At 69.1% G+C, this 20,590-nt stretch carries 17 protein-coding genes; 10 read left to right on the forward strand and 7 right to left on the reverse strand.

What is annotated here, in order from left to right:
• The first annotated feature begins 15 nt into the window (after nt 1-15).
• The 4 genes from VMJ70_11185 to fdhF all read left to right on the forward strand — a co-directional run bounded on the left by VMJ70_11185 (nt 16) and on the right by fdhF (nt 6,221).
• The gene (locus tag VMJ70_11185) at nt 16-1,275 is read left to right on the forward strand and encodes an MFS transporter (protein ID HTO91682.1); all 1,260 of its coding nucleotides are present in this window, start codon (nt 16-18) and stop codon (nt 1,273-1,275) included.
• Between the two features lie 271 nt (nt 1,276-1,546).
• Nucleotides 1,547-1,981: an Hsp20/alpha crystallin family protein gene (locus VMJ70_11190; GenBank protein HTO91683.1), complete on the forward strand. Its 435-nt coding sequence runs from the start codon at nt 1,547-1,549 to the stop codon at nt 1,979-1,981.
• Nucleotides 1,982-2,133: 152 nt separating this feature from the next.
• Nucleotides 2,134-3,621 (forward strand): NADH-ubiquinone oxidoreductase-F iron-sulfur binding region domain-containing protein, encoded by a 1,488-nt coding sequence (locus VMJ70_11195; protein HTO91684.1) that lies wholly within the window; start codon nt 2,134-2,136, stop codon nt 3,619-3,621.
• Nucleotides 3,618-6,221, forward strand: coding sequence for a formate dehydrogenase subunit alpha (fdhF, locus tag VMJ70_11200; protein ID HTO91685.1), 2,604 nt, complete (start codon nt 3,618-3,620; stop codon nt 6,219-6,221). The genes VMJ70_11195 and fdhF overlap by 4 nt, the downstream gene beginning before the upstream one ends.
• 24 nt (nt 6,222-6,245) lie before the next feature.
• Here fdhF and VMJ70_11205 read toward each other — a convergent pair whose 3' ends face one another.
• The gene (locus VMJ70_11205) at nt 6,246-6,962 is read right to left on the reverse strand and encodes a hypothetical protein (GenBank protein HTO91686.1); all 717 of its coding nucleotides are present in this window, start codon (nt 6,960-6,962) and stop codon (nt 6,246-6,248) included.
• Between the two features lie 259 nt (nt 6,963-7,221).
• On the opposite strand from VMJ70_11205, the gene VMJ70_11210 reads away from it, so the two are divergent.
• Both VMJ70_11210 and VMJ70_11215 read left to right on the forward strand, forming a co-directional pair.
• On the forward strand, nt 7,222-8,160 hold the full coding sequence (locus tag VMJ70_11210) for a rhodanese-like domain-containing protein (protein HTO91687.1): 939 nt from the start codon (nt 7,222-7,224) through the stop codon (nt 8,158-8,160).
• Between the two features lie 659 nt (nt 8,161-8,819).
• The gene (locus tag VMJ70_11215) at nt 8,820-9,224 is read left to right on the forward strand and encodes a hypothetical protein (protein ID HTO91688.1); all 405 of its coding nucleotides are present in this window, start codon (nt 8,820-8,822) and stop codon (nt 9,222-9,224) included.
• A gap of 13 nt (nt 9,225-9,237) precedes the next feature.
• Here VMJ70_11215 and VMJ70_11220 read toward each other — a convergent pair whose 3' ends face one another.
• Nucleotides 9,238-10,137, reverse strand: a complete 900-nt coding sequence (locus tag VMJ70_11220) for a pirin family protein (protein HTO91689.1) — start codon at nt 10,135-10,137, stop codon at nt 9,238-9,240.
• A gap of 180 nt (nt 10,138-10,317) precedes the next feature.
• Between VMJ70_11220 and VMJ70_11225 the strand changes: the two genes are divergently transcribed.
• Nucleotides 10,318-10,701 (forward strand): hypothetical protein, encoded by a 384-nt coding sequence (locus VMJ70_11225; protein ID HTO91690.1) that lies wholly within the window; start codon nt 10,318-10,320, stop codon nt 10,699-10,701.
• An 11-nt stretch (nt 10,702-10,712) separates the two neighbouring features.
• Here the strand turns inward: VMJ70_11225 and VMJ70_11230 are convergent, their stop codons facing one another.
• Entirely contained in the window at nt 10,713-11,987 is a 1,275-nt protein-coding gene (locus VMJ70_11230; GenBank protein ID HTO91691.1) for a hypothetical protein, read from the reverse strand.
• A 226-nt stretch (nt 11,988-12,213) separates the two neighbouring features.
• On the opposite strand from VMJ70_11230, the gene VMJ70_11235 reads away from it, so the two are divergent.
• The gene (locus VMJ70_11235) at nt 12,214-12,993 is read left to right on the forward strand and encodes a hypothetical protein (GenBank protein HTO91692.1); all 780 of its coding nucleotides are present in this window, start codon (nt 12,214-12,216) and stop codon (nt 12,991-12,993) included.
• Between the two features lie 15 nt (nt 12,994-13,008).
• On the opposite strand, the gene VMJ70_11240 is transcribed toward VMJ70_11235, so the two are convergent.
• Nucleotides 13,009-13,752 (reverse strand): hypothetical protein, encoded by a 744-nt coding sequence (locus tag VMJ70_11240; protein ID HTO91693.1) that lies wholly within the window; start codon nt 13,750-13,752, stop codon nt 13,009-13,011.
• Nucleotides 13,753-13,853: 101 nt separating this feature from the next.
• On the opposite strand from VMJ70_11240, the gene VMJ70_11245 reads away from it, so the two are divergent.
• Complete coding sequence (locus VMJ70_11245) at nt 13,854-15,461, forward strand: PQQ-binding-like beta-propeller repeat protein (GenBank protein HTO91694.1); 1,608 nt, start codon at nt 13,854-13,856, stop codon at nt 15,459-15,461.
• A gap of 31 nt (nt 15,462-15,492) precedes the next feature.
• Here the strand turns inward: VMJ70_11245 and VMJ70_11250 are convergent, their stop codons facing one another.
• On the reverse strand, nt 15,493-16,827 hold the full coding sequence (locus tag VMJ70_11250) for an MFS transporter (protein HTO91695.1): 1,335 nt from the start codon (nt 16,825-16,827) through the stop codon (nt 15,493-15,495).
• Between the two features lie 53 nt (nt 16,828-16,880).
• A complete protein-coding gene (locus tag VMJ70_11255; protein HTO91696.1) occupies nt 16,881-17,384 on the reverse strand; it encodes a hypothetical protein in 504 nt (167 codons plus the stop codon).
• Between the two features lie 137 nt (nt 17,385-17,521).
• On the opposite strand from VMJ70_11255, the gene VMJ70_11260 reads away from it, so the two are divergent.
• Nucleotides 17,522-19,897: a hypothetical protein gene (locus VMJ70_11260; protein ID HTO91697.1), complete on the forward strand. Its 2,376-nt coding sequence runs from the start codon at nt 17,522-17,524 to the stop codon at nt 19,895-19,897.
• Between the two features lie 53 nt (nt 19,898-19,950).
• On the opposite strand, the gene VMJ70_11265 is transcribed toward VMJ70_11260, so the two are convergent.
• Entirely contained in the window at nt 19,951-20,094 is a 144-nt protein-coding gene (locus VMJ70_11265; GenBank protein HTO91698.1) for a hypothetical protein, read from the reverse strand.
• Nucleotides 20,095-20,590 lie beyond the last annotated feature (496 nt).

Here is a 20,590-nt window from a genome sequence, read left to right on the forward strand (position 1 = left end):
CGCTATCACGCGCTGGTGCTGCTGGTGGCGTGGATGGGCTGGGTGTTCGACTCGATGGACTCGACGCTCTACGTGCTGGTGCTGACCCCGGCGCTGAAGGGTCTGCTGGGAAGTGGCGCCACCGAGGCCGCGATCGCGCAGCACGGCGGCTGGATCCTCTCGATCTTCCTGATCGGCTGGGCGGCGGGCGGCGTGCTGTTCGGCGTGCTGGCCGATCGCATCGGACGCACGCGCGCCCTGGTGTGGACGATTCTCATCTACGCCACGTTCACGGGACTCGCGGCCGTCTCCCGCACCTGGTGGCAGCTCGCCGCGTTCCGCTTTCTCACCGCGCTCGGAGTCGGCGGCGAGTGGGCGGCGGGAGCGGCGCTGGTCGCGGAGGTGTGGCCCGGTCGCAAGCGCGCCACGGCCGCGGGGATTCTCCAGTCCGCCTGGGCGGTGGGAGTGTTCGTCGCCGCCCTGGTCAACTACTTCGTCGGGCCGTTCAGCTGGCGAGCGGTGTTCCTGGTCGGCGTCGCTCCGGCCCTGCTGGCGCTGGTGATTCGCCGCAACGTCCGCGAGCCGGAGCTGTGGTCGGCGGCGATCGCCGGCGGGGTTGCGCGCGGGAGCGCCGGGTCTCGATCCGGCGAAGGCGCCGCCGCGCCGCGGCTCGCCTCGCTGCGCGAGCTGTTCCGACCCGAGTTCCGCCGCACGACCTGGATTGGATTCGCGCTCGCCTTCGCGGCGGTGTTCGGGCTGTGGGGCGTCACCTACTGGACTCCGGTACTGCTCCGGCACTTGCCGGATACCGCCCGGATCGGTGAAGCCGCCACCGTGCATCGGGTGAGCGTCGCCGTGATGGTGCTGAACGCCGGCTCGCTGGCCGGCTACCTGGTGTTCGCGCCGCTGGCCGGCGCGCTCGGCCGCCGCTGGACGTTCGCACTCTACTACCTGGGCGCGCTGATATCGGTCCCGCTCACTTTCGCGCCCGGAAGAACCTACCAGGCGACGCTCGCGTTGCTGCCCGTGCTCGGATTCTTCACCAATGGAGTGTTCACCGGCTTCGCGATCTACCTGCCCGAGCTCTATCCCACGCGGCTGCGCGCCACCGGCTCGGGCTTCTGCTTCAACGCGGCGCGGGTCTTCGCCGCCACCGGGCCGTTCCTCACCGGAACCCTGGTGGGACTGTTCGGATCGTTCAACCGGGCGGTTACGGCGGTCGGAACGATCTACCTTCTCGGGCTGATCGTCTTGCCGTTGGCGCGCGAAACTCGAGGCCACGACCTTCCCGCCTGAGTGACAAATCCGGCCTTCCCTGACGGAATGACAGCGGGACCCGGCGCGGGCGTCTGATCGGGCGCTGGGGCGAGCCGGTGGGTGCCCGCGCAACTCGCGGAGCCGGGCGCGGTTTCATGATCGCGCGGCCGCTCTCTCGCGGGCCGCGGACTGGCACGCGCTCTGCAGAGTGTTCTGCTGCCGTTTCGTAGCACGAAGCGGGCGGTGCGCCGGGCGACGACGCAGGCGCGGCGGATCGAATCAGGATCAGTGCGCAAAGCGGGAGGAATGTATGAAGGCGACTCTGGTGCCCACCACGGGAGCTCGGTGGCTCCGCAATGAGATGGATCGGCTGTTCGATCGGGTGTGGGACGGGGATGAATTCTCGACCATGGGGGAGTGGGCGCCGCGTATGGATGTGTCCGAGACCCCGGATGCGCTGACGGCGCGCATCGAGATCCCGGGAATCGAGCCCAAGGACGTTCAGGTGCTGATCGAGCACGACGTCCTCACCGTCAAAGGCGAGAAGCACGAGGAAGCCGAGCAGAAGAGCGAGAAGTACTTGAGGCTCGAGCGCGGCTACGGGGCCTTCACGAGGAGCGTGCGGCTGCCGGCTCCGGTCGAGGCGAACAAGGTGGTGGCGACGTTCAAGAACGGACTGCTCGTGATCACGATGCCCAAGGCCGCCGAGGCCAAGGGGGTCACGGTCCCGATCAAGCTGACCTGACGTTCGCGAACGCATCGTGACGTCCGCCGGTGCCGGTGCTCCGCGAGGAGGCCGGCGGCCGCGCCACGACGAGGGCTCCGCGGGGATCATCGCCGCGGGGCCCTCACCCGATCCGGAGCAGGAACTCTCGAGAGCGAGGTACGATTCCCTCCATGCCCACGCCCAGGTCGGAACCGCTGATTCTCGCCCGGGCCCGCCGGCTGGCCGGAGGGGCCGCCAGCGGGAACGCCATCGGCGACCTCATGAGGGGGAGTGGCGACGATGAAGTCGCCGCAAAGCGCGGGCTCCCGCTCGCCACCGTCGAGGGCATTCGAAGCGGTTACGACCTGATCGCGCCGGGGCCGCGCTACTGCGACGGGACCAGCTGCCACTTCGCCGGCGCGGCCGAAGTGCGCTCGCGTCATCCCCATCTCGACGCCGCCTCGGCGGTGCGCTGTCTCGGACATTGTTACGAGCCGCCGGCATTCCAGGTGCAGGGCCGCGTGTACGCCGGAGCGGAGGGCTGGGAGGCGGGCGAGATTCCGCGCCGGTCTCTCGCCGAATCGCCGGTCGTCTTACGACATCTCGTCGCAGGCGCGGCGCCCGCGGACTTCTCCGAGTACGATCTGCCGCCGGGCGCGGAAATCCTGGCCGCGCTCGAGCAATCGCATCTTCGCGGACGCGGCGGCGCTTCCTTCCCGACTGCGGCCAAATGGCGCACCGCGCGCGACACCGCGGCCGAGCGGCGCTACGTGGTCGCGAACGGCGACGAGGGAGATCCCGGCTCGTTCGTGGACCGCCTGCTGATGGAGGAGGACCCGCACGCGATCCTGGCGGGGATGGCGGCGTGCGCGAAGGTCATCGGCGCCACCCATGGCATCGTCTACGTGCGCGGGGAGTACCCGCGAGCCCAGGCCTCGATTCGCGCCGCCATCGAGGCGGCGCGCGCGGCGGATCGCCTGGGGCGCGGATTCGACATCGAGGTGATCTCGGGCGCCGGCTCCTACGTCTGCGGCGAAGAGACCGCGCTGCTCCGCTCGATCGCGGGCCTGCGCGGCGAGGCGCAGCCCAAGCCGCCCTATCCGGCCGAAGCCGGGCTGCACGGCTTCCCGACCGTGGTGCAGAACGTCGAAACCCTGGCGATCGTGCCATGGGCCGCGCGCCAGCGACGGCCGAGCGGGACGAAGGCCATGAGCCTCTCGGGCGCGATCCGTCATCCCGGGGTCGTCGAGGTTCCGCTCGGCACGCCGCTCCGCCGCGTGCTCACCCAGGCCGGCGGCGGTCCGCCGGCCGATCGCGGCTGGCGCATGGCGCTGATCGGCGGTCCGCTCGGACGCGTGGTTCCCGAACGGGATTTCGACGTCCCGCTGTCCTATGAAGGCTTGCCGGGCCTCGGGCATGCCGGCATCGTGGTGCTGGACGAGGGCGTGAGCCCTCGCGCACTGGCCGAGCACCTGTTCGAATTCGCGCGGCTCGAATCCTGCGGCGCGTGCGCCCCGTGCCGCATCGGCGCCGCGCGACTCGCGGGACTCCGGGACGCGGGCTCGATGCGGAGGTTGCTCGAGACCCTCGAGATGGGAAGCCTGTGCGGCTTCGGCCAGAGCGTTCCGCGGCCGATTCGCGATCTGCTCGAGCACTTCGGCGACCAGGTGTTCGCATGATGCGCATCGACGGGATCGCGGTCGAGCCGAAGGGAACGGTGCTCGAGGCCTGTCGCGCGGCCGGGATCCCGCTCGCCGCCTTCTGCTGGAACGAGAAGCTGAGAAGCGGCGGCCACTGCCGGGCCTGCCTGGTCGAGATGGACGGCCGCTTCATGGCCGCGTGCACCACGCCGTCACGCGAAGGAGCCTCGATCGCGACGCGCAGCGCACGCCTCGAGGCCTACCGGCGCGATCTCGGCGAGCTGATCGTGGCGGCATCGAAGCCCGGGGGCCGGGTCGGCGAGACCCTGCGCGAGTGGGGGGTGCGCGGCGATCGCTACGCCGCCGACGGATCGCCGCCGCGACGCGACGAGACTCACCCCTACCTGCGCATCGATCTCTCCGCCTGCATCCTGTGCCGGGCCTGCGTGCGAGCCTGCGAGGAAATCCAGGGCCAGTTCGTCTACGCGGTAAGGGGTCGCGGCGCGGAGGCTTCGCTCACCTGGACGCCGGAGCGCTTTGGCGCGAGCGATTGCGTCTCGTGCGGCGCCTGCCTCGGCGCCTGTCCCACCGAGGCGATCTCCAGCGTCGATCTCGAGCGCGTGCGCACTGCGCCGACTCCGATCCAGACCAGGCGCACCACCTGCGGCTACTGCGGCGTCGGCTGCGGCCTCGAAGTCCAGGTCGCGGGCGACCGCGTGGTGCGCATCGAGGGCGCCGACTCACCGGTCAACCGCGGCCACCTGTGCGTGAAGGGCCGCTTCGCGCACGGCTTCTCGCGTCACCCGGACCGGCTGCGCACGCCGCTGGTGCGTCGCGGCGGCCGGCTGGTGGAGGCGGGCTGGGACGAGGCGGTCGGGCTGGTGGCCCGCGAGCTCTCGCGCTTCCGAGGCGCGGTCGCCGGACTCTCGTCCTCGCGCTGCACCAACGAGGAGAATTATCTCTTCCAGAAATGGCTGCGCGCCGGGCTCGGCACGAATGACGTGGACTGCTGCGCGCGGGTCTGCCATGCGCCGTCGGCGGCCGGGATGCGCGTGGCGTTCGGGACCGGCGCCGCGACCAATTCGCTCGCCGACATCGACCGCGCCGACCTGCTGCTGGTGGTGGGGGCCAATCCCACCGAGGCGCACCCGGTGACCGGTGCGCGCCTGCGGCGGGCGGCGCTCGAGGGCTCGCGCCTGATCGTGGTGGATCCTCGCCGCACCGAGCTGGCCGAGATCGCGGACCTCCATTTGCAGCTCCGGCCCGGCACCAACGTGCCGCTCCTCAACGCGCTGGCGCGCGTGCTGGTCGAAGAAGACCTGGTGGATCACGATTTCCTCGCCGCGCGCGCCGAAGGGTGGAAGGAATTCCGGGCGTTCGCGCTCGCGACAAGCCTCGAGTGGGCGGCGGGGATTACCGGTGTGCCGGCGGGGAGGATTCGCGAAGCGGCCCATCTCTACGCCCGCGCACGACGCCCGATGGCGCTGCACGGCCTGGGCGTCACCGAGCATCTGCAGGGAAGCGAGGCGGTGATGCTGCTGTGCAATCTCGCGCTGCTCCGGGGCGCGATCGGGCGCGAAGGCGTTGGAATCAATCCGTTGCGTGGCCAGAACAACGTGCAGGGCTCGGCCGACATGGGCTGCCAGCCGGACTTCCTGCCCGGATATCAGAGTGTCGAGGATCCCGAGATGCGCGAGAAGTTCGGCCGAGTTTGGGGCCGGCCAGTGCCCGAGCGTCCCGGCCGCACCATCCCGCGCATGTACGGTGCGGCCCTCGATCGCGAGATCCGCGCCATGGTCATCCTCGGCGAGGACGTGGCACAGACCGATCCCGACACCGGCCAGGTGCGCGCCGCGCTGTCCGCTCTCGACTTTCTCGTGGTTCAGGAGCTGTTCCCGTCAGAGACCGCGAAGCTCGCGCACGTGGTGCTGCCGGGCGCGAGCTTCCTCGAGAAGGACGGAACCTTCACCAACGGCGAACGCCGCATCCAGCGCGTGCGCATGGCCCTTCCGCCGGTCGCCGGGGCGCGCCCCGACTGGCAGGTGCTGCTGGAGCTGATGAACGCGACCGGACTGCCTCAGAGCTTCACGAGTCCGGCCGAGATCATGGCCGAGATCGCGGGCTTGACGCCGATCTATGCCGGCGTCCGCTACCACCGGCTCGATGGCGAGGGACTCCAGTGGCCGGTCCCATCGCTCGATCACCCCGGCACCCCGATTCTGCACCGGGAAGAATTCACCCGCGGTCGCGGTCGCTTGTCGCGCGTCACGTACCTGCCGTCGCCTCAGCTGCGCGACGGCCTCACCCTGGTGACGGGCCGCCGGCTCGTTCATTACAACGCCGGCACCATGACGCGCCGGACCCCCGATCTCGAGCTGGTCCCGGAAGAGCGGCTGGACATGAACCCCGACGATGCCGCGGATCGGGGGATCGGTGACGGTGCGAGGGTCTCGGTGGCCAGTGATTCGGGCGAGATCGAGGTCCGGGCGCGACTCTCGCCCGGGCTCCAGCGCGGCACGGTGTTCCTGAGCTTCCATTTCCCGGAATGCGAGACCAATCGGCTCACCAGCACGGTGACGGATCGGTTCACCGATTGCCCCGAATACAAGATCACCGCGGTCGAGGTGCGACCGCGGTGATCGGACCGCCCGAACGTCGCCGGCTCAGCGGCCGAGATTCATCCGGTAGGTGAGGCCGCCGGTCAGCTCGCCACTGTTGTAGGTGCTGGAGGCGTAGGTGTAGCAGTACCCGTAATAGTCGCACCACGTGCCGGCGCTGGTGGTGATGTTGGTGTCGGTGATGCGCCAGCGGCCCTCGAGGCGCAGCAGCAGGTTCGAGGTGAGGGAGATCTTGGTGCCGAGCCCGAAATTCCAGGCGAACAGCGAATTGCCGGAGAAGGTCTTGCCCGACGGGGCGTTGATCTGGGGATCGGTGTCGGTCCAGCCGAGGCCGAAGGTGAAGAAGCCGGCCGCCCGCTGCTGATAGGGAATCGGCTGACTGAACAGGAAGTTGAAATCGTACTCATTGCCGTTGATCTTGCCGAGGCCCTGCGGATTGAACCCGCCGTAGCTGCCGCCGACCTTCACGTCCGAGCTCACCCGCGTGTAGCCGAACTCGAAGCCGAAGCCCGGGCTCGGGTTGATGCCGATGCGGCCGCCGTACTCACCGGAGTTTCCGAGTCCGATGTGGCCGCCACCCGTGCCGCCCACCGAGGTGTAGAGGTCGCTGGCGATGTAGTAGCCATAGAACCCGGTCAGCTCGAGGTTCTTCTCGAACGCGCGGTAGCTGCTCTGGGCGCTCGCGGTCGAGGTGACGAAACCGGCCAGGCCGAGGGCGACCAGCGCCACCCGGAACCCACGTTCAGCAAGGGACCACCGCATGCCTGCCTCCCGAAATGAGAACCACCGTCATGACGCCGCTCCAGGGGCCGTGAGGTGGGCGTCGTCGTCTCCAGAACTTCAATCAGCGGCTCGATCGCCTGTATCCTCCCGAGCCATGCAGCAAGAGGGCGGAACGCTAGGCGGTCACTCGACGCCCGTCAAGTCCAGTCAAACCAGTGCGCGCTCGCCGGCGCGCGCAACCCGAACGGACGCAAGGGGGACGAGAGTGCATGGAAAGTGGATCGGGGCGAGTACCATCGTGCTTGCGCTGGCGCTGCTCGCCGCACCCGCAGCGCTGGCGGCGAAGAGGAAGCCGGCGGCGCCAACTCTGGCCCCGGCAGCGCCCGACACCGCGCGCGTCGACCGATTGAGCGTGCCTCAGGCCGTCGCCGCGCAGAGCCGCGGCGACATCGTGCTGGTGGACGTGCGCCCCGCGCCGCAACGCGAGATCGGGCACATACGCGATGACCTCTCGGCGCCGCTCGATGGCCCGGCGGTCGAGCTTCCGCCAGGGAAGAAGCTGGTGTTCTACTGTTCGTGTCTCGCCGAGGAGCTGGCGCTGGATGCGGCGCGTTCCTGGATGCGAAGGGGGCGGCCCGATGTCGCGGTGCTGGTGGGCGGCTTCGACGCCTGGCGGGAGGCGGGCGCACCGGTGGCGATGGAGGCGTCCTGGGACGACGTGTTTCGCGTGAACCAGGCGCCGGTCGGGTGGGGCAAGACGCCGGTCGACTCGTTCCGCTGTCGTTACGACCGCGACGATGACGTCGCCTTCAGCGGTCGCTCGAGCGGCCGCGTCGGGTGTCTCACCGACACCTCCACGACCGGCCTCGCCGGTCTCGCCGGCCTGATCCAGCGCGTGGACGCCTCCCCGGCGCTCGGCCGCAGCGTTCGCCTGACCGCCGCGGTCCGCAGCCAGCGCGTCACGGGCATCGCCTATCTCTGGATCGGCGCCGAGGATTCGAAGGGGAAGCTGATCCTCATGCGTCGTGCGGAGCAGACCCCGATTCGCGGCAGTCAGGAGTGGCACTTCGTCCAGATCGCGGCCGACGTTCCCGCCGACGCCGCGCGGCTGCTGGTCGGGCTCTCGATGGCCGGATCGGGGGTGGCCTGGCTCGACGAGGTGAAGCTCAAGGTCGAGGAGGCCGGGGATCTGCCGGCGCGACCGCTGCTGCTGAGGAACCCCGGCTTCGAGGAGTGACCCCCTCGAAGCGCTCGGGGCCGAACGCCCGTTGATCGGCGCTCGGCCCCGAACTTTCAGCGACGAAGCGCGATCAGGGCGTGCCCATCTCCGGGCTGCCTTCCATCATCGCCTCGACCGCTTTCTTCACACGGCGGCGGCGAACGGCGCGGCGAACCACGGCGCGACGCACCCGCTTCTTCACGCGGCGGACCGTCCGACGCACTTTCCGCTTCGCGCGACGAACGCGGCGAGCGCCGCGGCGTACCACGCGACGGCCGCGGCGAGCCTTGCGTCTGCCGCGGCGAACGGTCTTGCGGACTGCGCGACGGACTTTGCGGCGCGCACCGCGCTTGGCGCGCCGAACCCGGCGGACCGTCCGCCGAGCGCCTCTCTTCGCCTTCTTTCTCGTTCTCCTGCCGGCCATCGTTCCCTCCGGTGTAGGAAAACTACGTGGGCAACGCCGAACGGTCGAGTTCGCGTTGCGCGGGTGACGAGTCACCCATCCGTGCGCTCTGATTGCCAGCGCTGAGGCGACAGCTTACATGTGGCGGGAATTGTTGCAAGCAAGAATGACATGATTGCGCGAGAATTGTCGTCACCGATCGCGCACGACACGCGCTAAGCTCCGGTCGATCGGCTGAAATGTTTCCATCGACAATCACCGAGAGGAGCCGCACATGGCGATATCCATGATCGATGGACTGGCCGCCCGGCTGACCGGGCCGATGAACTTCCGATTCATCCTGCAGCCGGTGCTGGCCATCCTGATGGGGATTCGCGACGGGCGGCACGACTCGAAGGCGGGGACGCCGCCGTTCCTGTTCGAGGTGTTCACCGATCCCGCACACCGGAAGCGGAATCTGGTTGGAGCGTTGAAGTCGCTGCTGGTGCCGATTGCGATCGGTACGGTGCTGGACGGGGTCGCGCAGTACCTGATCTTCCGCGACGTCCCGGGCCGCACGCTCGTGGTGCACCCGCTCGCGGCGCTGGTCGTGGGGACGACTGTGATCGGGATCCCTTACGCGCTGGCTCGCAGCCTCACCAATCGGCTCCTGCGCTCGCGCCGTTCGCCGCCGGCCTGAGCCCGGCCGCGCGTCAGCGACGCCGCCCGTCGCGGATGAAGGTGCCAGCCTGCAGCTCTTCGTAGGCCTTGCGCAGTTCGGCCTCGGTGTTCATCACGATCGGTCCGTACCAGGCGACCGGCTCCTCGATCGGTCTGCCCGACACCAGCAGGAAGCGGATGCCCTGCTCGCCGGCCTGCACGGTGACTTCGTCCCCCGACCCGAACAGCACCAGCGAACGGTTGCCGGTCTGCTCGCGCACGACGCGCTCGACCGGACCGGGCTGGTCGGTCAATACCCCCATCGGCGGCGACGCGTCGCGGAACGAGCCGCTGCCCTCGAACACGTAGGCGAAGGCATTGCGCCGCGTGTCCATCGGGAAGCTCCGGTGCTTGCCGGGCGGCACCCACACGTCGAGATAGCTGGGATCCGCGGCGACGCGGTCGACCGGTCCCTGCTTGCCCCAGAACTCGCCGCACACCACGCGCACGCGCGTGCCGTCGTCTTCCGTGACCTCCGGAATCGCGACCGCCGGCACGTCCTGATAGCGGGGCGCGGTCATCTTGAGCGACGAGGGCAGGTTCGCCCAGAGCTGGAAGCCGTGCATGCGTCCCTGCGCGTCGCCCCTGGGCATCTCCTGATGGAGGATCCCGCGCCCGGCCGTCATCCACTGGATATCGCCGGCACCCAGCGCGCCCGAGTTCCCGAGGCTGTCCCCGTGCGCCACCGTTCCCGCCAGCACGTAAGTGATGGTTTCGATCCCGCGGTGCGGGTGCCAGGGAAAGCCGGCCAGGTAGTCGGCAGGCCGATCGTTGCGGAAGTCGTCGAGCAGCAGGAACGGGTCGGTCTCTTCGGTGTCGCCGAAGCCAAAGGCCCGGCGCAGGCGGACTCCCGCGCCCTCGACGGTGGGTTGGGCTTCGATGATTCGCTTCACGGCGCGTATCGACATGGGGTGCTCCCGCTTGACGTAAGCTGGTCACTGGCTGGCGGCCGAAGGCTACATTAGATGAGGGGCGAGAGGTCGGGTTTCCCGGCCTTGCCCGGCGGCCGCGCCGCCGCGTAGGCTTTGAGTGGCACCAGTGCTCCCGTTCGCTCCCCGCCTCGAGGAGGAAGCATGAGACGGCTGATTTCCGCCGCGCTGGTCGCGGTCGCCCTGGGTCCGAATCCTGCGCGCGCCGCGGTCAACGTCGAGCGGCATGGCTCCGAGAACGGCATGGTCGAGATCGCACGCTCGACGATCTACGGAGCGCTGGCCGGCCTGGTCGTGGGCGGCGCGATCGAGCTCGCGGCCAAGGACGACAGCGGCGAGCCGCTCCGCTGGGGGATCGTGATCGGCACCTTCGCCGGTCTCGGCTACGGGATCTACTCGGTGGCGACCCGCCCGAAGCCGACCGCGCTGCTCGAACTGGACCGCGGCGAGCTCAAGCTTCACGCGCTGCCCACCATCGTCCCCGAGCGGGGCGGCGCGCGTGCCTATCTGGTCTCGAGATCGTTCTAGAGCGGTCGCGGTTACTTGCGGGGCGCGAAGTGACCCGCGAGGCCGCGGGCCATCTGGAACACCGGTGCGAATTCGCGCGAGGAGCCGAGCCACTGGCCGGTCCACGCATTGGCGGCTCCGCCGGTGATCTCGCCGTCGAGCCACGGCCTCCAGGCTTCGGGGCAGCCGGCCGGAAGCAGGGGCAGATCGTCGGCGACGAAGCCCTCGGTGTCGCCCTCGCGAACCAGGATCCGCGGGCCGACCCAGATCCGCCGCTCGTCACTGGCGGTGGGCTGGAGGCCGTACCAGGCGAGCGTGCCCAGATACCTCATGCGCTCTTCGCCCGCGGGCGGAATCGCGTCGGCGGCCCAGTGTCCGCGGCGGTCGAGCAGGCTGGCCCAGTTTTCGATCGCGGCGAAGTCGGCGCTCGAAAGCGTGGAATCGCGCGCGACGCGCGAGACCGCCGCCGCGAAGCGTTCCATCGCGCGAGCCTCGCTCGCGCGTCCGGCGCTGTCGAGCCGCGCCACCTCGCGCGGGATGAATCCGTCGCTGTCGTCGAGCGCGAGCCGGAAGAAGTTGGTGTAGAGCCGCTGCGTTCCGTGCAGCGCCGCGATGCGGCTCGCATCGCCCTCGTTGCCCATCAGCACGGGCTCGATCAGCACGCGCCGCCAGGCCTCTCGCGCGATCCGACGGGCGATGCCCGGGCTTTCGAGGATCTTTTCCTGCACGCGCGGATTGGCGAGCGTCCGGCTCCAGGTGGCGAGCCGGTAGCCGACCGAGTACCCGGACAGCGTGCCGAGCACGGTGGTGACGATCGAGACCGGCTTCACGTAGTCGAGCGTGGTCTGATAGAGCTCCTGAAATTGCTCGGGCAGGAGCATGCGGATGCTGGAGTCGGGCATCTCGAGCCAGAAGCCCCGACCGACATGGCCACGCACCCGCAACGCCGGATAGTGCGTGCCGCTGATCGCGCGGCGATAATCGCGGCCCTCGATCGGGGCGCGAAACGTCCGCGCGTCCACGTCGTATTCGCGGAACACGTGCTTCGCGGCCCACAACTGCACCACGAAGTGCGCCGAGGAATCCGAGGGCGACTCGCGGTAGGAAAGCACGCTCAAGTTTTCGAACAGCTGGTCGAAAGGCAGCGCGCCCGCGGCCGGCCGGGACTTGAGGCCCATCCACACGCCCAGCCCGCACAGCAGCAGGAACACGGTGAGAAGCTGGCTCTTGAGCAGGAAGGCGGCGAGCTTCCAGCTCCAGTGGTTCAGGGGCTTCTGCTTGAAGAAGGAGAAACGCTTCTTTCCCACGAGATCTCCGGTATGAGGCGCGACGCGGCCAGTGTTCTGGTCTGAGGGGCCCGGGCGAGCGCCTGCCGAGGAGTTATCGGCAGCGCCGGCGACGCCCTTCACCCGCGCCGGCGACGCGATTTTCGTGTGGCGGCACGCGGCGCCAATGCTAGGGTGGCGATTCGCAGCATCGAGCGTGCAGGGCCGTCCGGCTCTCGCTCCGTGCTTTCACATCCTCGAGGCCGCCATGAAATTTCGCTCGCTGCTGCTTCCCTCACTGCTCCTGTTGCTCGCCTGTCCCGCCGCCGCCGGTCTGCTCGGCATCGACGACAATTTCGTGCTGCGCGACATCAATCCCGCGACCGCGGTCACCAGCAATCCGCGCACCGTGGGCAACAAGGTCAACATGATCGCCTATGCGCCATCGGGCACCCTGTACGGCGTCTCCCAGGGATTCCCGAGCGACTCGCCGCCCGGCGGCATGCTCTACACGATCAACATCACGACCGGAGCGGCGACCTACGTGGCGACGCTCGACACCTACGTGATCGTGGAAGGCGACATCGCCTGCGATCCCACCAACGGGAAGCTCTACGCGATCGACTCGCAGGGCCAGCTCTTCACCATCAACACCGGCAACGGCGCCGGCACGGTGGTTGGCAACATCTCCGGCAACATCGATCTGTCGGCCATGGCGTTCGACGCCGCCGGCAACCTCTACATGGTGGATTCGTTCGGTCCCAGCCTGCTCAAGGTGAACAAGAGCAACGCGGCGGTGATCGCGACGCTGCCGATGGGCCCGGTCGGGCAGCAGGTCGGCGGGCTCGCCTTCGTGCCCGGTAACGGCACGCTTTATTACGCGGCCGACATTCCCGGCAAGCTCTACACCGTGAACACGACCACGGGAACGGCGACGCTGGTCAATTCGATCGCACCGTCGGTGGGCATCTGGGCCCTCACCTACGTGCCCGACGCGACGCCCGCGCACACCTCTTCGTGGGGAAGATTGAAGTCGCTGTACAAGTAGGCGAAACGCCACGACTCACAGCAAACCTTCGTCCCATTTCTCGACGCCGGCCGGCGTTCGCCCCTCGAGCAGCGCGGCGAACGCCTGCACGGCGCGCCGCGCGTCGCCAATCGGCTCCGGGAACGCGTCCCAGTGCTCGCTGTCCTCGCCATCGTGGTTCACGATCACGTGATCGAATCGCCAGGCCAGCTGCAGCTCGCGATACGCGCTCTTCGCCCGCCGCTCGATGATCTCGAGGTCGCGCGGGCTCAAGGCGCCCAGGTGACGAGTCGTGCGGCGCAGTAGCTTTCGTCGCATCAGATCGGTGACGAGATCGGCAAGCGCCGGCTCGCCACGCGCCTTGAACGCGAGAATCTCCTCGCGCGAAAGCGGCGAGAGGTAGCAGGAGAGCCTGGGAACCGGAGCCAGCCGCGGATGCGTGAGCATCAGGCTGGCCACGAATGGATTGCCTTCGAAGAATGCGTCGCCTCGCTCGAGCAGAGCGGTCAGCTCGTCGAGATCGAGCGCCTGCAGATCGCCACGAACGTCGAGCGTCGCGTAGCGCGGCTGCGATCCCAGCCGCTCGATCATCACTCGTGGCCGGAAGTGGTAGTCGATTCCGTCCCATTCCCCCGGGCGCGGCGCGCGATCGTTGTAGAGCACGAGGCGGGCGAGGCGGGCGCTCAGGTCGGGGTAGAGGCGACCCAGGGCGTGGTCCAACGGCGTCTTCCCGACGCACGACGGCCCGGTGAGGATGACCAATCGGCCCGAGCGAGGCATGACGCGGGAAGTCTAGCACCGCGTTTCGCCGCGCGAACGGACGCGCACCGAACCCGCGATCGCGTATCATGAATGGCCTGCCGTTCGACCTCGGAGACTGCATGACTGGCCGCGCTCGACTCCCATCCCTGGTCGCGCCCCTCGTTGCCGGCGCCGCTCTGCTCGCCGCGCCCGTGCGGGCCCAGTTCCCGGCCTGCCCTCCGCACCCGGTCTCGAGCCTTTCGAGCCCCACGCCGCTCACCACCGCGCTCGTCATCAGTTCCGACTTCGCGGTGCCGCGCGGGTTCGTCGGGGCGGGCGACAAGCTCATGGCCTTCGATCCGGCCGCCGGGACGTGGCTCTGGACCATCGCGCTCTCGGGCGCCGCCCGGTGCGATCCCGTACCCGTCCGGCTGAAGAGTGGCGCCGAAGTGGTGCTGGTCACCGAGGCGGGCTGCCACCTGGCGTGCGTGCGCGCCAGCGACGGCTTCGTGCTGTGGAACGCCGATCTTCGCACCGCGCTGCCCGATCCGGCCGACGAAATCGGCGGGGCGCCCGCGGTACAGCGCTGGGCCGATTCCGACTCGGTGTTCCAGTCCGCGATCCCGAACGACCTGGTGTTTGCGGCGACGCAGTACGTCTCGACCTTCGCGAACCGCGTCTACGCGCTCAACGCGACCGACGGCAGCGTGCGCTGGCGGTTCAATCTCGCCGGAACGAACAGCATGGACGCGGCTCGGGCCGGGCCGGTCGTGGATCTCGCCCACGACGCGGTCTACGTGGGCACGGACCAGTCATCGCCGATCCAGAACAGCCTGTGGGCCCTCAAGTCCGTAAGCGGCCAGCGCGCCTGGGCGGGATTCGGGATGCCTGCGGGACCGATCACCCAGCGGCCGCTGCTCGCCGGCGGCCGGCTCTATACCACCGGCTCCGACGCCATTCTGCGTGCGACCGACACCGATGCGATTCCGGGCAATCCGATCTGGTCGGTCGCATACGCCAGCGCGCCGCTGTCCGATCCATCGCTCGATCCCGATTCGCCGACGCCGCTGGTTTCGATCGCCTGCGCCGGTGGCGTGCTGCGAAGCTTCGTCGACGGCGGAAGCCTGGGCTCGGAAGTGCTGCCGCTCAGTGGAGTGTTTTCCGCTCCGATCTATCTGCCGGGCGCGGGCGTCTGCTATGCCGCCGACGCGAGCGGGCACGTCCAGACATTCGACGTGGCCGCGCGACTCGCGATCGGGCCGCCGGCGATTCTGTGCGACGACCCGGCACTCCATCTTTCGCTCGGGCACGCGTCGGTTCTGCCGCTGCCGTGGCGCCTGTGCGTGGTGGGCGCCGGTGGAGGCGGCGGGCGAGTGACGCAGCTCTGCGTGCCGTGGGCTTTCGGCGCGGCACCCGGCGGCTGCGTCGCCGACGTCGCACTGGCCGATGCCGGGCCGGCGGGCGACGCACCGCAGCTCGCGCCACCCTCGCCCAATCCGACGCGAGGGGCGACCCGGCTCGCGTTTTGGACGCGGGCCTCGCAGCGTGCCGAATTGTCCATCACCGACGTCCAGGGCCGGCGGGTGCGCAGGTTGAGCGAGTCCGGCCGGGCGTCCGGGCCACGGAGCCTGGTGTGGGACGGGCTGGACGACGCGGGTCGCGCGGCCCCGGCCGGGCTCTACACCGCGCGCCTCTACCTGGACGGCGAGGCGACGCCCCAGGCGCGAAAGGTGCTGCTCGTGCGTTAGCCCCGTGCGGGTGGCGGCGCCGGACTCGCGCTCACGCCGCTCGCCGGACCGGCGCCGACTCCTTCACCAGGATCATGGCCACCAGCCCGACCACAGCGGCGCCGGTCCAGTAGTAGGCGGGCGCCAGCGGATTGCCGGTCTTCTCGATCAGGAACTTGAGCATGAACTGGGTCGAGCCGCCAAAGATCGAGATCGCAAACGCGTAGATCGTCGCGACCGCACCCGAGCGAATGTGGGGGGGCAGCGTCTCGGTGATCGTGACGATCACGGGAACCGAAGCGACCGCGGCGAACATCGTCATCACCGCCTCGGCCCCATAGAGCGTCCAGATGCCCTTCGAGTGCCCGATGATCCAGAAGCAGGGGAGAATCGAGGCGATCAGCAGGATCATCGGCACGATCATCACCGGCTTCCTGCCGAAGCGGTCCGAGAGCAGGCCGCTCAGCGCCTCGAACATCACCGAGAAACCGCCGTTGATGATGATGAGGGTGAACGAGATCGTCGCCGGCAGGTGCAGCGTGTCGAGCGCGTAGGTGGTCATGTAGCTCAGGGTGTAGCTGCCGATCGTGCCTGCGGTCAGCATCATCAGCCCGAACACGATGATCGGCAGGAACGGCCGCACGCGCTCCGCGCGCGAGCGCTCGGCGGCCAGCACCGGCACCGAGGCGGCGCCGGCCAGTGGCACCGCGGCGGCCGCCTCGGGGGTGCGAGGGAGCGTCTCGGGCAGCGAGCGCCGCACCGCGATGCCGAACGGCACGATCAGCGCGCCGATCAGCATCGCGAGGCGCCAGCCCCAATCTTGAAGTTGCTGCGCGCTGAGATGGGCCGCGAGAAAGGTGCCGATCAATCCCGCCCCCAGGACCGCGCAGTCCTGGGTGGCATACTGCATCGAGAGGTAAAGCCCGCGGCGCCGCTCGGGTGCCGCCTCCGCCATGTAGGCGGTCGTAGGCCCGACCTCGCCGCCCAGTGCGAAGCCCTGCACCAGCCGGAACAGCAGCACGATGATCGGTGCCGCCGGGCCGATCCTGGCGTAGGAGGGCGTGAGTGTCAGGCCGATGATCGCGACGCCCATCAGGGTGAACGAGAAGATCATCGCCGGCTTGCGGCCGATGCGATCGCCCATGCCGCCGATCACGATTGCGCCGATCGGCCGGGTCAGGAATCCCGCGCCAAAGGTGGCCAGGGTGGCGAGCAGCGCCGCCGACGGGTTGCCGGGCGGGAAGAAGGTGCGCGAGATGTAGACCGCGAAGTAGGAGAAGGTGAGGAAGTCGTAGAACTCGAGGCCGTTCCCGATGAAGACGGCGATCACGTGCCGCAGCGGAATGCGCGGGCGAATGTCGCTCACGACGGCCTGGGAAGTGGACACGGGATGGGATCCTAGAGGATTTCGCGCCGCGGGGCCGGCGGCTTCGGCGTCACTCAGGGACGCCAGTGGGCGTGCGCGCGGTAGGCCGGCACGACCGGAATCTTCGTCTCGCGCTCGATCATCCGCTCCGCCAGCCACTGGAACCACTCGAGCAGGGTCTCGCGTCCACGCGCCGCGCGCTCCTCAATGACGTAGCGCTCGAGCTTGCGCCACGAGAGCAGCACCGACCCGCTTACGAAGTCGTCGACCAGGGCCAGGGCGAGCTGGCGCCGGTACACCAGCACTCCGAGACTTTCCCAGGAGACCATCATCGCGTACACGTGATTCATGTCGTCGCCGAGCCGCGCCTCGACCTCTGAGCGCGACAGGCCGGGCTCGAGGTCGTAGACCAGGCGCAGCGCCTTCACGAACTCCGGAGTCTGCAGCAGCCGGAGGATCTCGAGGGCGACCTCGCGCTCCCGGGCGCGACGGGCGAGCCGAAGCTGGCCCACGGTGAACAGCGCGCCCAGCACGAACGTGGCCGTCGCGATCGCCTGCAGCACCACCGAAATCGTCACGACGCCCACTCTAGCCGAAATCGAATTTGCGAGGTGGGCGCCGGGAAAGGAGTAGACTCCCCGCGGTGTTCGCCCGCCGAGGATCAGACGTATTGCGGAGCGTTCACTTACCCCGCCCATCGCACAGGAGGTCCCTCGTGCGCCCCGCCCCGATTCGCCCCGCGCTCGTCGCGGCTCTCGCATTGTTCCTTTCGATCCCCTTTGCAGCGTCGCCCGCCGGCGCCGTCGTCCGTTCGTGGGTCTCGGCGGTGAGCGGTCACGCCGACAACTCCCTGCTCTGGAATCCGATGGGCATCCCGGGCGCGGGCGACAATCTGATCTTCCCGGTCGCCGGCGCCTATGCGGTGTTGTTTCCCACCACCGTCCCGACGGTGATCAGCCACGACTACCGCGCCGGCGTGGTGAGCATCTCGGCCACCGACACGCACACCTGCTCGAGCAGCTTTGGCGTCGGACAGACCGGGAGCGGCGGGGTCAACGTGACCGGCGGAACCTTCCAGGCCAGCCTGCTCCACATCGGCGGATCGGCGGGCGTCTACGGCCGGCTCACGCTGACCCACGGCGGCGGCATCAGCTCCACGCCGCCCTCGGCGATCTTCCAGCAGACCGACAGCACCATGACGTCCACCTACGGCGATGACGGTATCGCGCGGCTCGAGATCATCGGCGGCGCCATGCACTCTCTCGAGGGCGCGATCACCATGGCCAACACGTCGACCGCGATCTGCACGCTGACCGTGGCCGGCAACAATCCCTCGACGCTCACGAACGCCACGCTCGTTACCAACAATCCGCGCCGAAACGTGACGCTGGGCGCGACCGGCCATTTCGTCGGCAACATCGACGAAGGCGGCATCCTGCACATCGCCGGCACGACCTGGATCGGGCAGCGCGCGGGAAGCGTCGCGTATCTCGACATCGGGGCCGCGACCACCACGTTGCCACCCAGCGTGCGCTTCGACGGCCTGCTGCGCATCGGCGACACCGGATTTCTCGGCAGTCAGGGTGGCACCGCCGAGGTGCGGCTTTACACGGGCTCGCTCGACGTCGAAGGTCTGTGCACGATCGGCGATCCCGACGGCACGCCCGGCTCGGTGCCCGCACTGCGCGTGTACGGTGGCACCGCGACTTTCGCGGGCGGCGTGACGCGCTATTCGCCCACCGACAACACGCACCTGGGCGGCACCGAGCGCTTCATCTCGGGTCCCGTGACCTGGGGTGGCACGTTCACCGAGACCGGGCCTGCGCCCGGGCCATTGCTCTATCTGGAGAACGGTGCCGCCGACAGCGTGATGTCGGACGTCATCGTCGGCAAGAACGGTGTGGGACGCATGCGCGTCACGCGACCGGGCACCGTGCTCGGGAGCGCAACCTCACTCATCGTGGCCGACTCGCTTGGAGGATCGGGCACGATCGAGCTGGACTCGAGCGCCGTGGCGCGCTGCTCCATTCCGATGTATCTGGGGCGCGCCGGAGCCGCGACGGTGTCGGTGCGCGGCGGGGCATTGCTCGGCGCGAGCCAGATCGACTGCGCGCTTGCGGCCGGCTCGACCAGCAACGTGAGTGTTTCCGGCGCCGGCTCGGCGTTGGGATTCCAGGAGTTGTTCGTCGGGGGAGAGGTGTCCACGGGCGGAGTCGCGGACGTCGTCGTCGATTCGAGCGGAGTCGCGGCCGGGCAGACCGTCCATGTCTTCCCGACCTCCACGCTCGACATCCGGCACGGTGGCCTGGTTGAGATGCAGAACTTCATCGGCGACGGAGACCTGCAGCTCGACGGCGGCACGCTTCAGATGTCACCTCCGGCAACGCTCTTCCTGAACTCGGTGCACGGACGCGGCACGCTGATCAGTTCGGTGCAGGCCTCGGGCCCGATCGACACGCGCCGCGCTGCCGGAACCTACGGCCGGCTCAACGTGCAGGGCGACTTCATTCCCTACAACAGCCGCACGACGGTCGGGATCGGCCGGCCGGGCACGCCGCGCAGCGACACGATCTCGGTGAGCGGCAACGCCGGATTGCTCGACACGCTCGACGTCGAGCCGGACGGCTCGTTCCTGTCGGTCGAAAGCGATGGATACACGATCGCGACGTGGGGCTCGAACTCCGGCACGTTTTCGCCGGTGTTGCTGCGCGGTTCCGCAACCGCGATGTCCGACTCGTTCCTGGTCGTCTACGGGCCGAACAGTCTGGTGCTGATCGCGAAGTACGGCTCGGCCGGCGTGGGGGGCGGGCCCGCGCCCGTGAAGGCGCTCAGCCTGCGTGCGCTTGGCTCGCCCGGCCCGCGGCCGGCGTTCTCGCTTCAGCTTCCCAAGGCCGCGATCGCGCACGTGACCGTGCTCGATGTGAGCGGCCGCGTCGTCGGGCGATTGCAGGACGGGCCGCTCGCGGCCGGTGAGCATCGTTTCGATTTCGCTTCGCGGGATCTGCCGGCCGGCATCTACCTGGCGCGTGCCGTGATTGACCATGACGGGATGGAGGAGACGCGAACCGCGAAGGCGACCAAGCTGCGGTAGAGAGGCGGCGCGCGTGGGCCCGCGCGCCGCATCCTGGCCAACAGGCGGACTTCTTAGTACTGCAACGTGTAGTTCAGGCGCACCCCGAGCCCAGGCTGAGGCAGGAAGTCCTTCACCACGGAGAGGTGGTCGCTGTACCGGCGATTGAACAGATTGTCGCAATGGACGCTGACGTCGTGTACCACCCCCCCTGGCAACGCGCGCGCCTGCTCCCATATTGGCGATGCCGTAGCCGGATGTGCGCGTGTCGCCGTCGCCAAGCCGATTCTGGGTCGCGGCGCCCCGCCACTCCATCACATCGCCATGTACCGGTCGTCCTGGTAGGTCCCGCGCACGAGGCCTCGCAGCGGCGGTGTGAACGGGAGCGGCACGTCCTGCTTGGTGTCCTGCGCATGCACGTAGTCCGAGCTTGCGGGAAGGCCTGGATCGTGTCTCCGCGCAGAAACCCGTAGATGTAGTTGTGGATCACGTTCAGATACGGAGAGACCTCGAACAGGGCCTTCTGGAAAGGCCCCTTCAGCGAGAGATCAACGCCGAATCCGGTCTCCGGATCCAGGTCGGGGTCGCCAATGGTGTACGAACCGCTCGTGGCATCGAGGCCGTTCGCGAACAACTCCTGCACCGTCGGGGCGCGGAACCGACCTCGCGCTCCCGGGCGCGACGGGCGAGCCGAAGCTGGCCCACGGTGAACAG

Origin of the sequence: Candidatus Sulfotelmatobacter sp., assembly GCA_035498555.1 — a bacterium.
In the GTDB taxonomy this organism is placed as follows: Bacteria; Eisenbacteria; RBG-16-71-46; order RBG-16-71-46; family RBG-16-71-46; genus DATKAB01.

What these genes read in the sequence shown, in the direction of transcription:
- VMJ70_11190 (HTO91683.1), top strand. Translation starts at nt 1,547, where the DNA reads ATGAAGGCGACTCTGGTGCCCACCACGGGAGCTCGGTGGCTCCGCAAT.
- VMJ70_11195 (HTO91684.1), top strand. Translation starts at nt 2,134, where the DNA reads ATGCCCACGCCCAGGTCGGAACCGCTGATTCTCGCCCGGGCCCGCCGG.
- fdhF (HTO91685.1), top strand. Translation starts at nt 3,618, where the DNA reads ATGATGCGCATCGACGGGATCGCGGTCGAGCCGAAGGGAACGGTGCTC.
- VMJ70_11205 (HTO91686.1), bottom strand. Translation starts at nt 6,962, where the DNA reads ATGCGGTGGTCCCTTGCTGAACGTGGGTTCCGGGTGGCGCTGGTCGCC.
- VMJ70_11215 (HTO91688.1), top strand. Translation starts at nt 8,820, where the DNA reads ATGGCGATATCCATGATCGATGGACTGGCCGCCCGGCTGACCGGGCCG.
- VMJ70_11225 (HTO91690.1), top strand. Translation starts at nt 10,318, where the DNA reads ATGAGACGGCTGATTTCCGCCGCGCTGGTCGCGGTCGCCCTGGGTCCG.
- VMJ70_11235 (HTO91692.1), top strand. Translation starts at nt 12,214, where the DNA reads ATGAAATTTCGCTCGCTGCTGCTTCCCTCACTGCTCCTGTTGCTCGCC.
- VMJ70_11240 (HTO91693.1), bottom strand. Translation starts at nt 13,752, where the DNA reads ATGCCTCGCTCGGGCCGATTGGTCATCCTCACCGGGCCGTCGTGCGTC.
- VMJ70_11245 (HTO91694.1), top strand. Translation starts at nt 13,854, where the DNA reads ATGACTGGCCGCGCTCGACTCCCATCCCTGGTCGCGCCCCTCGTTGCC.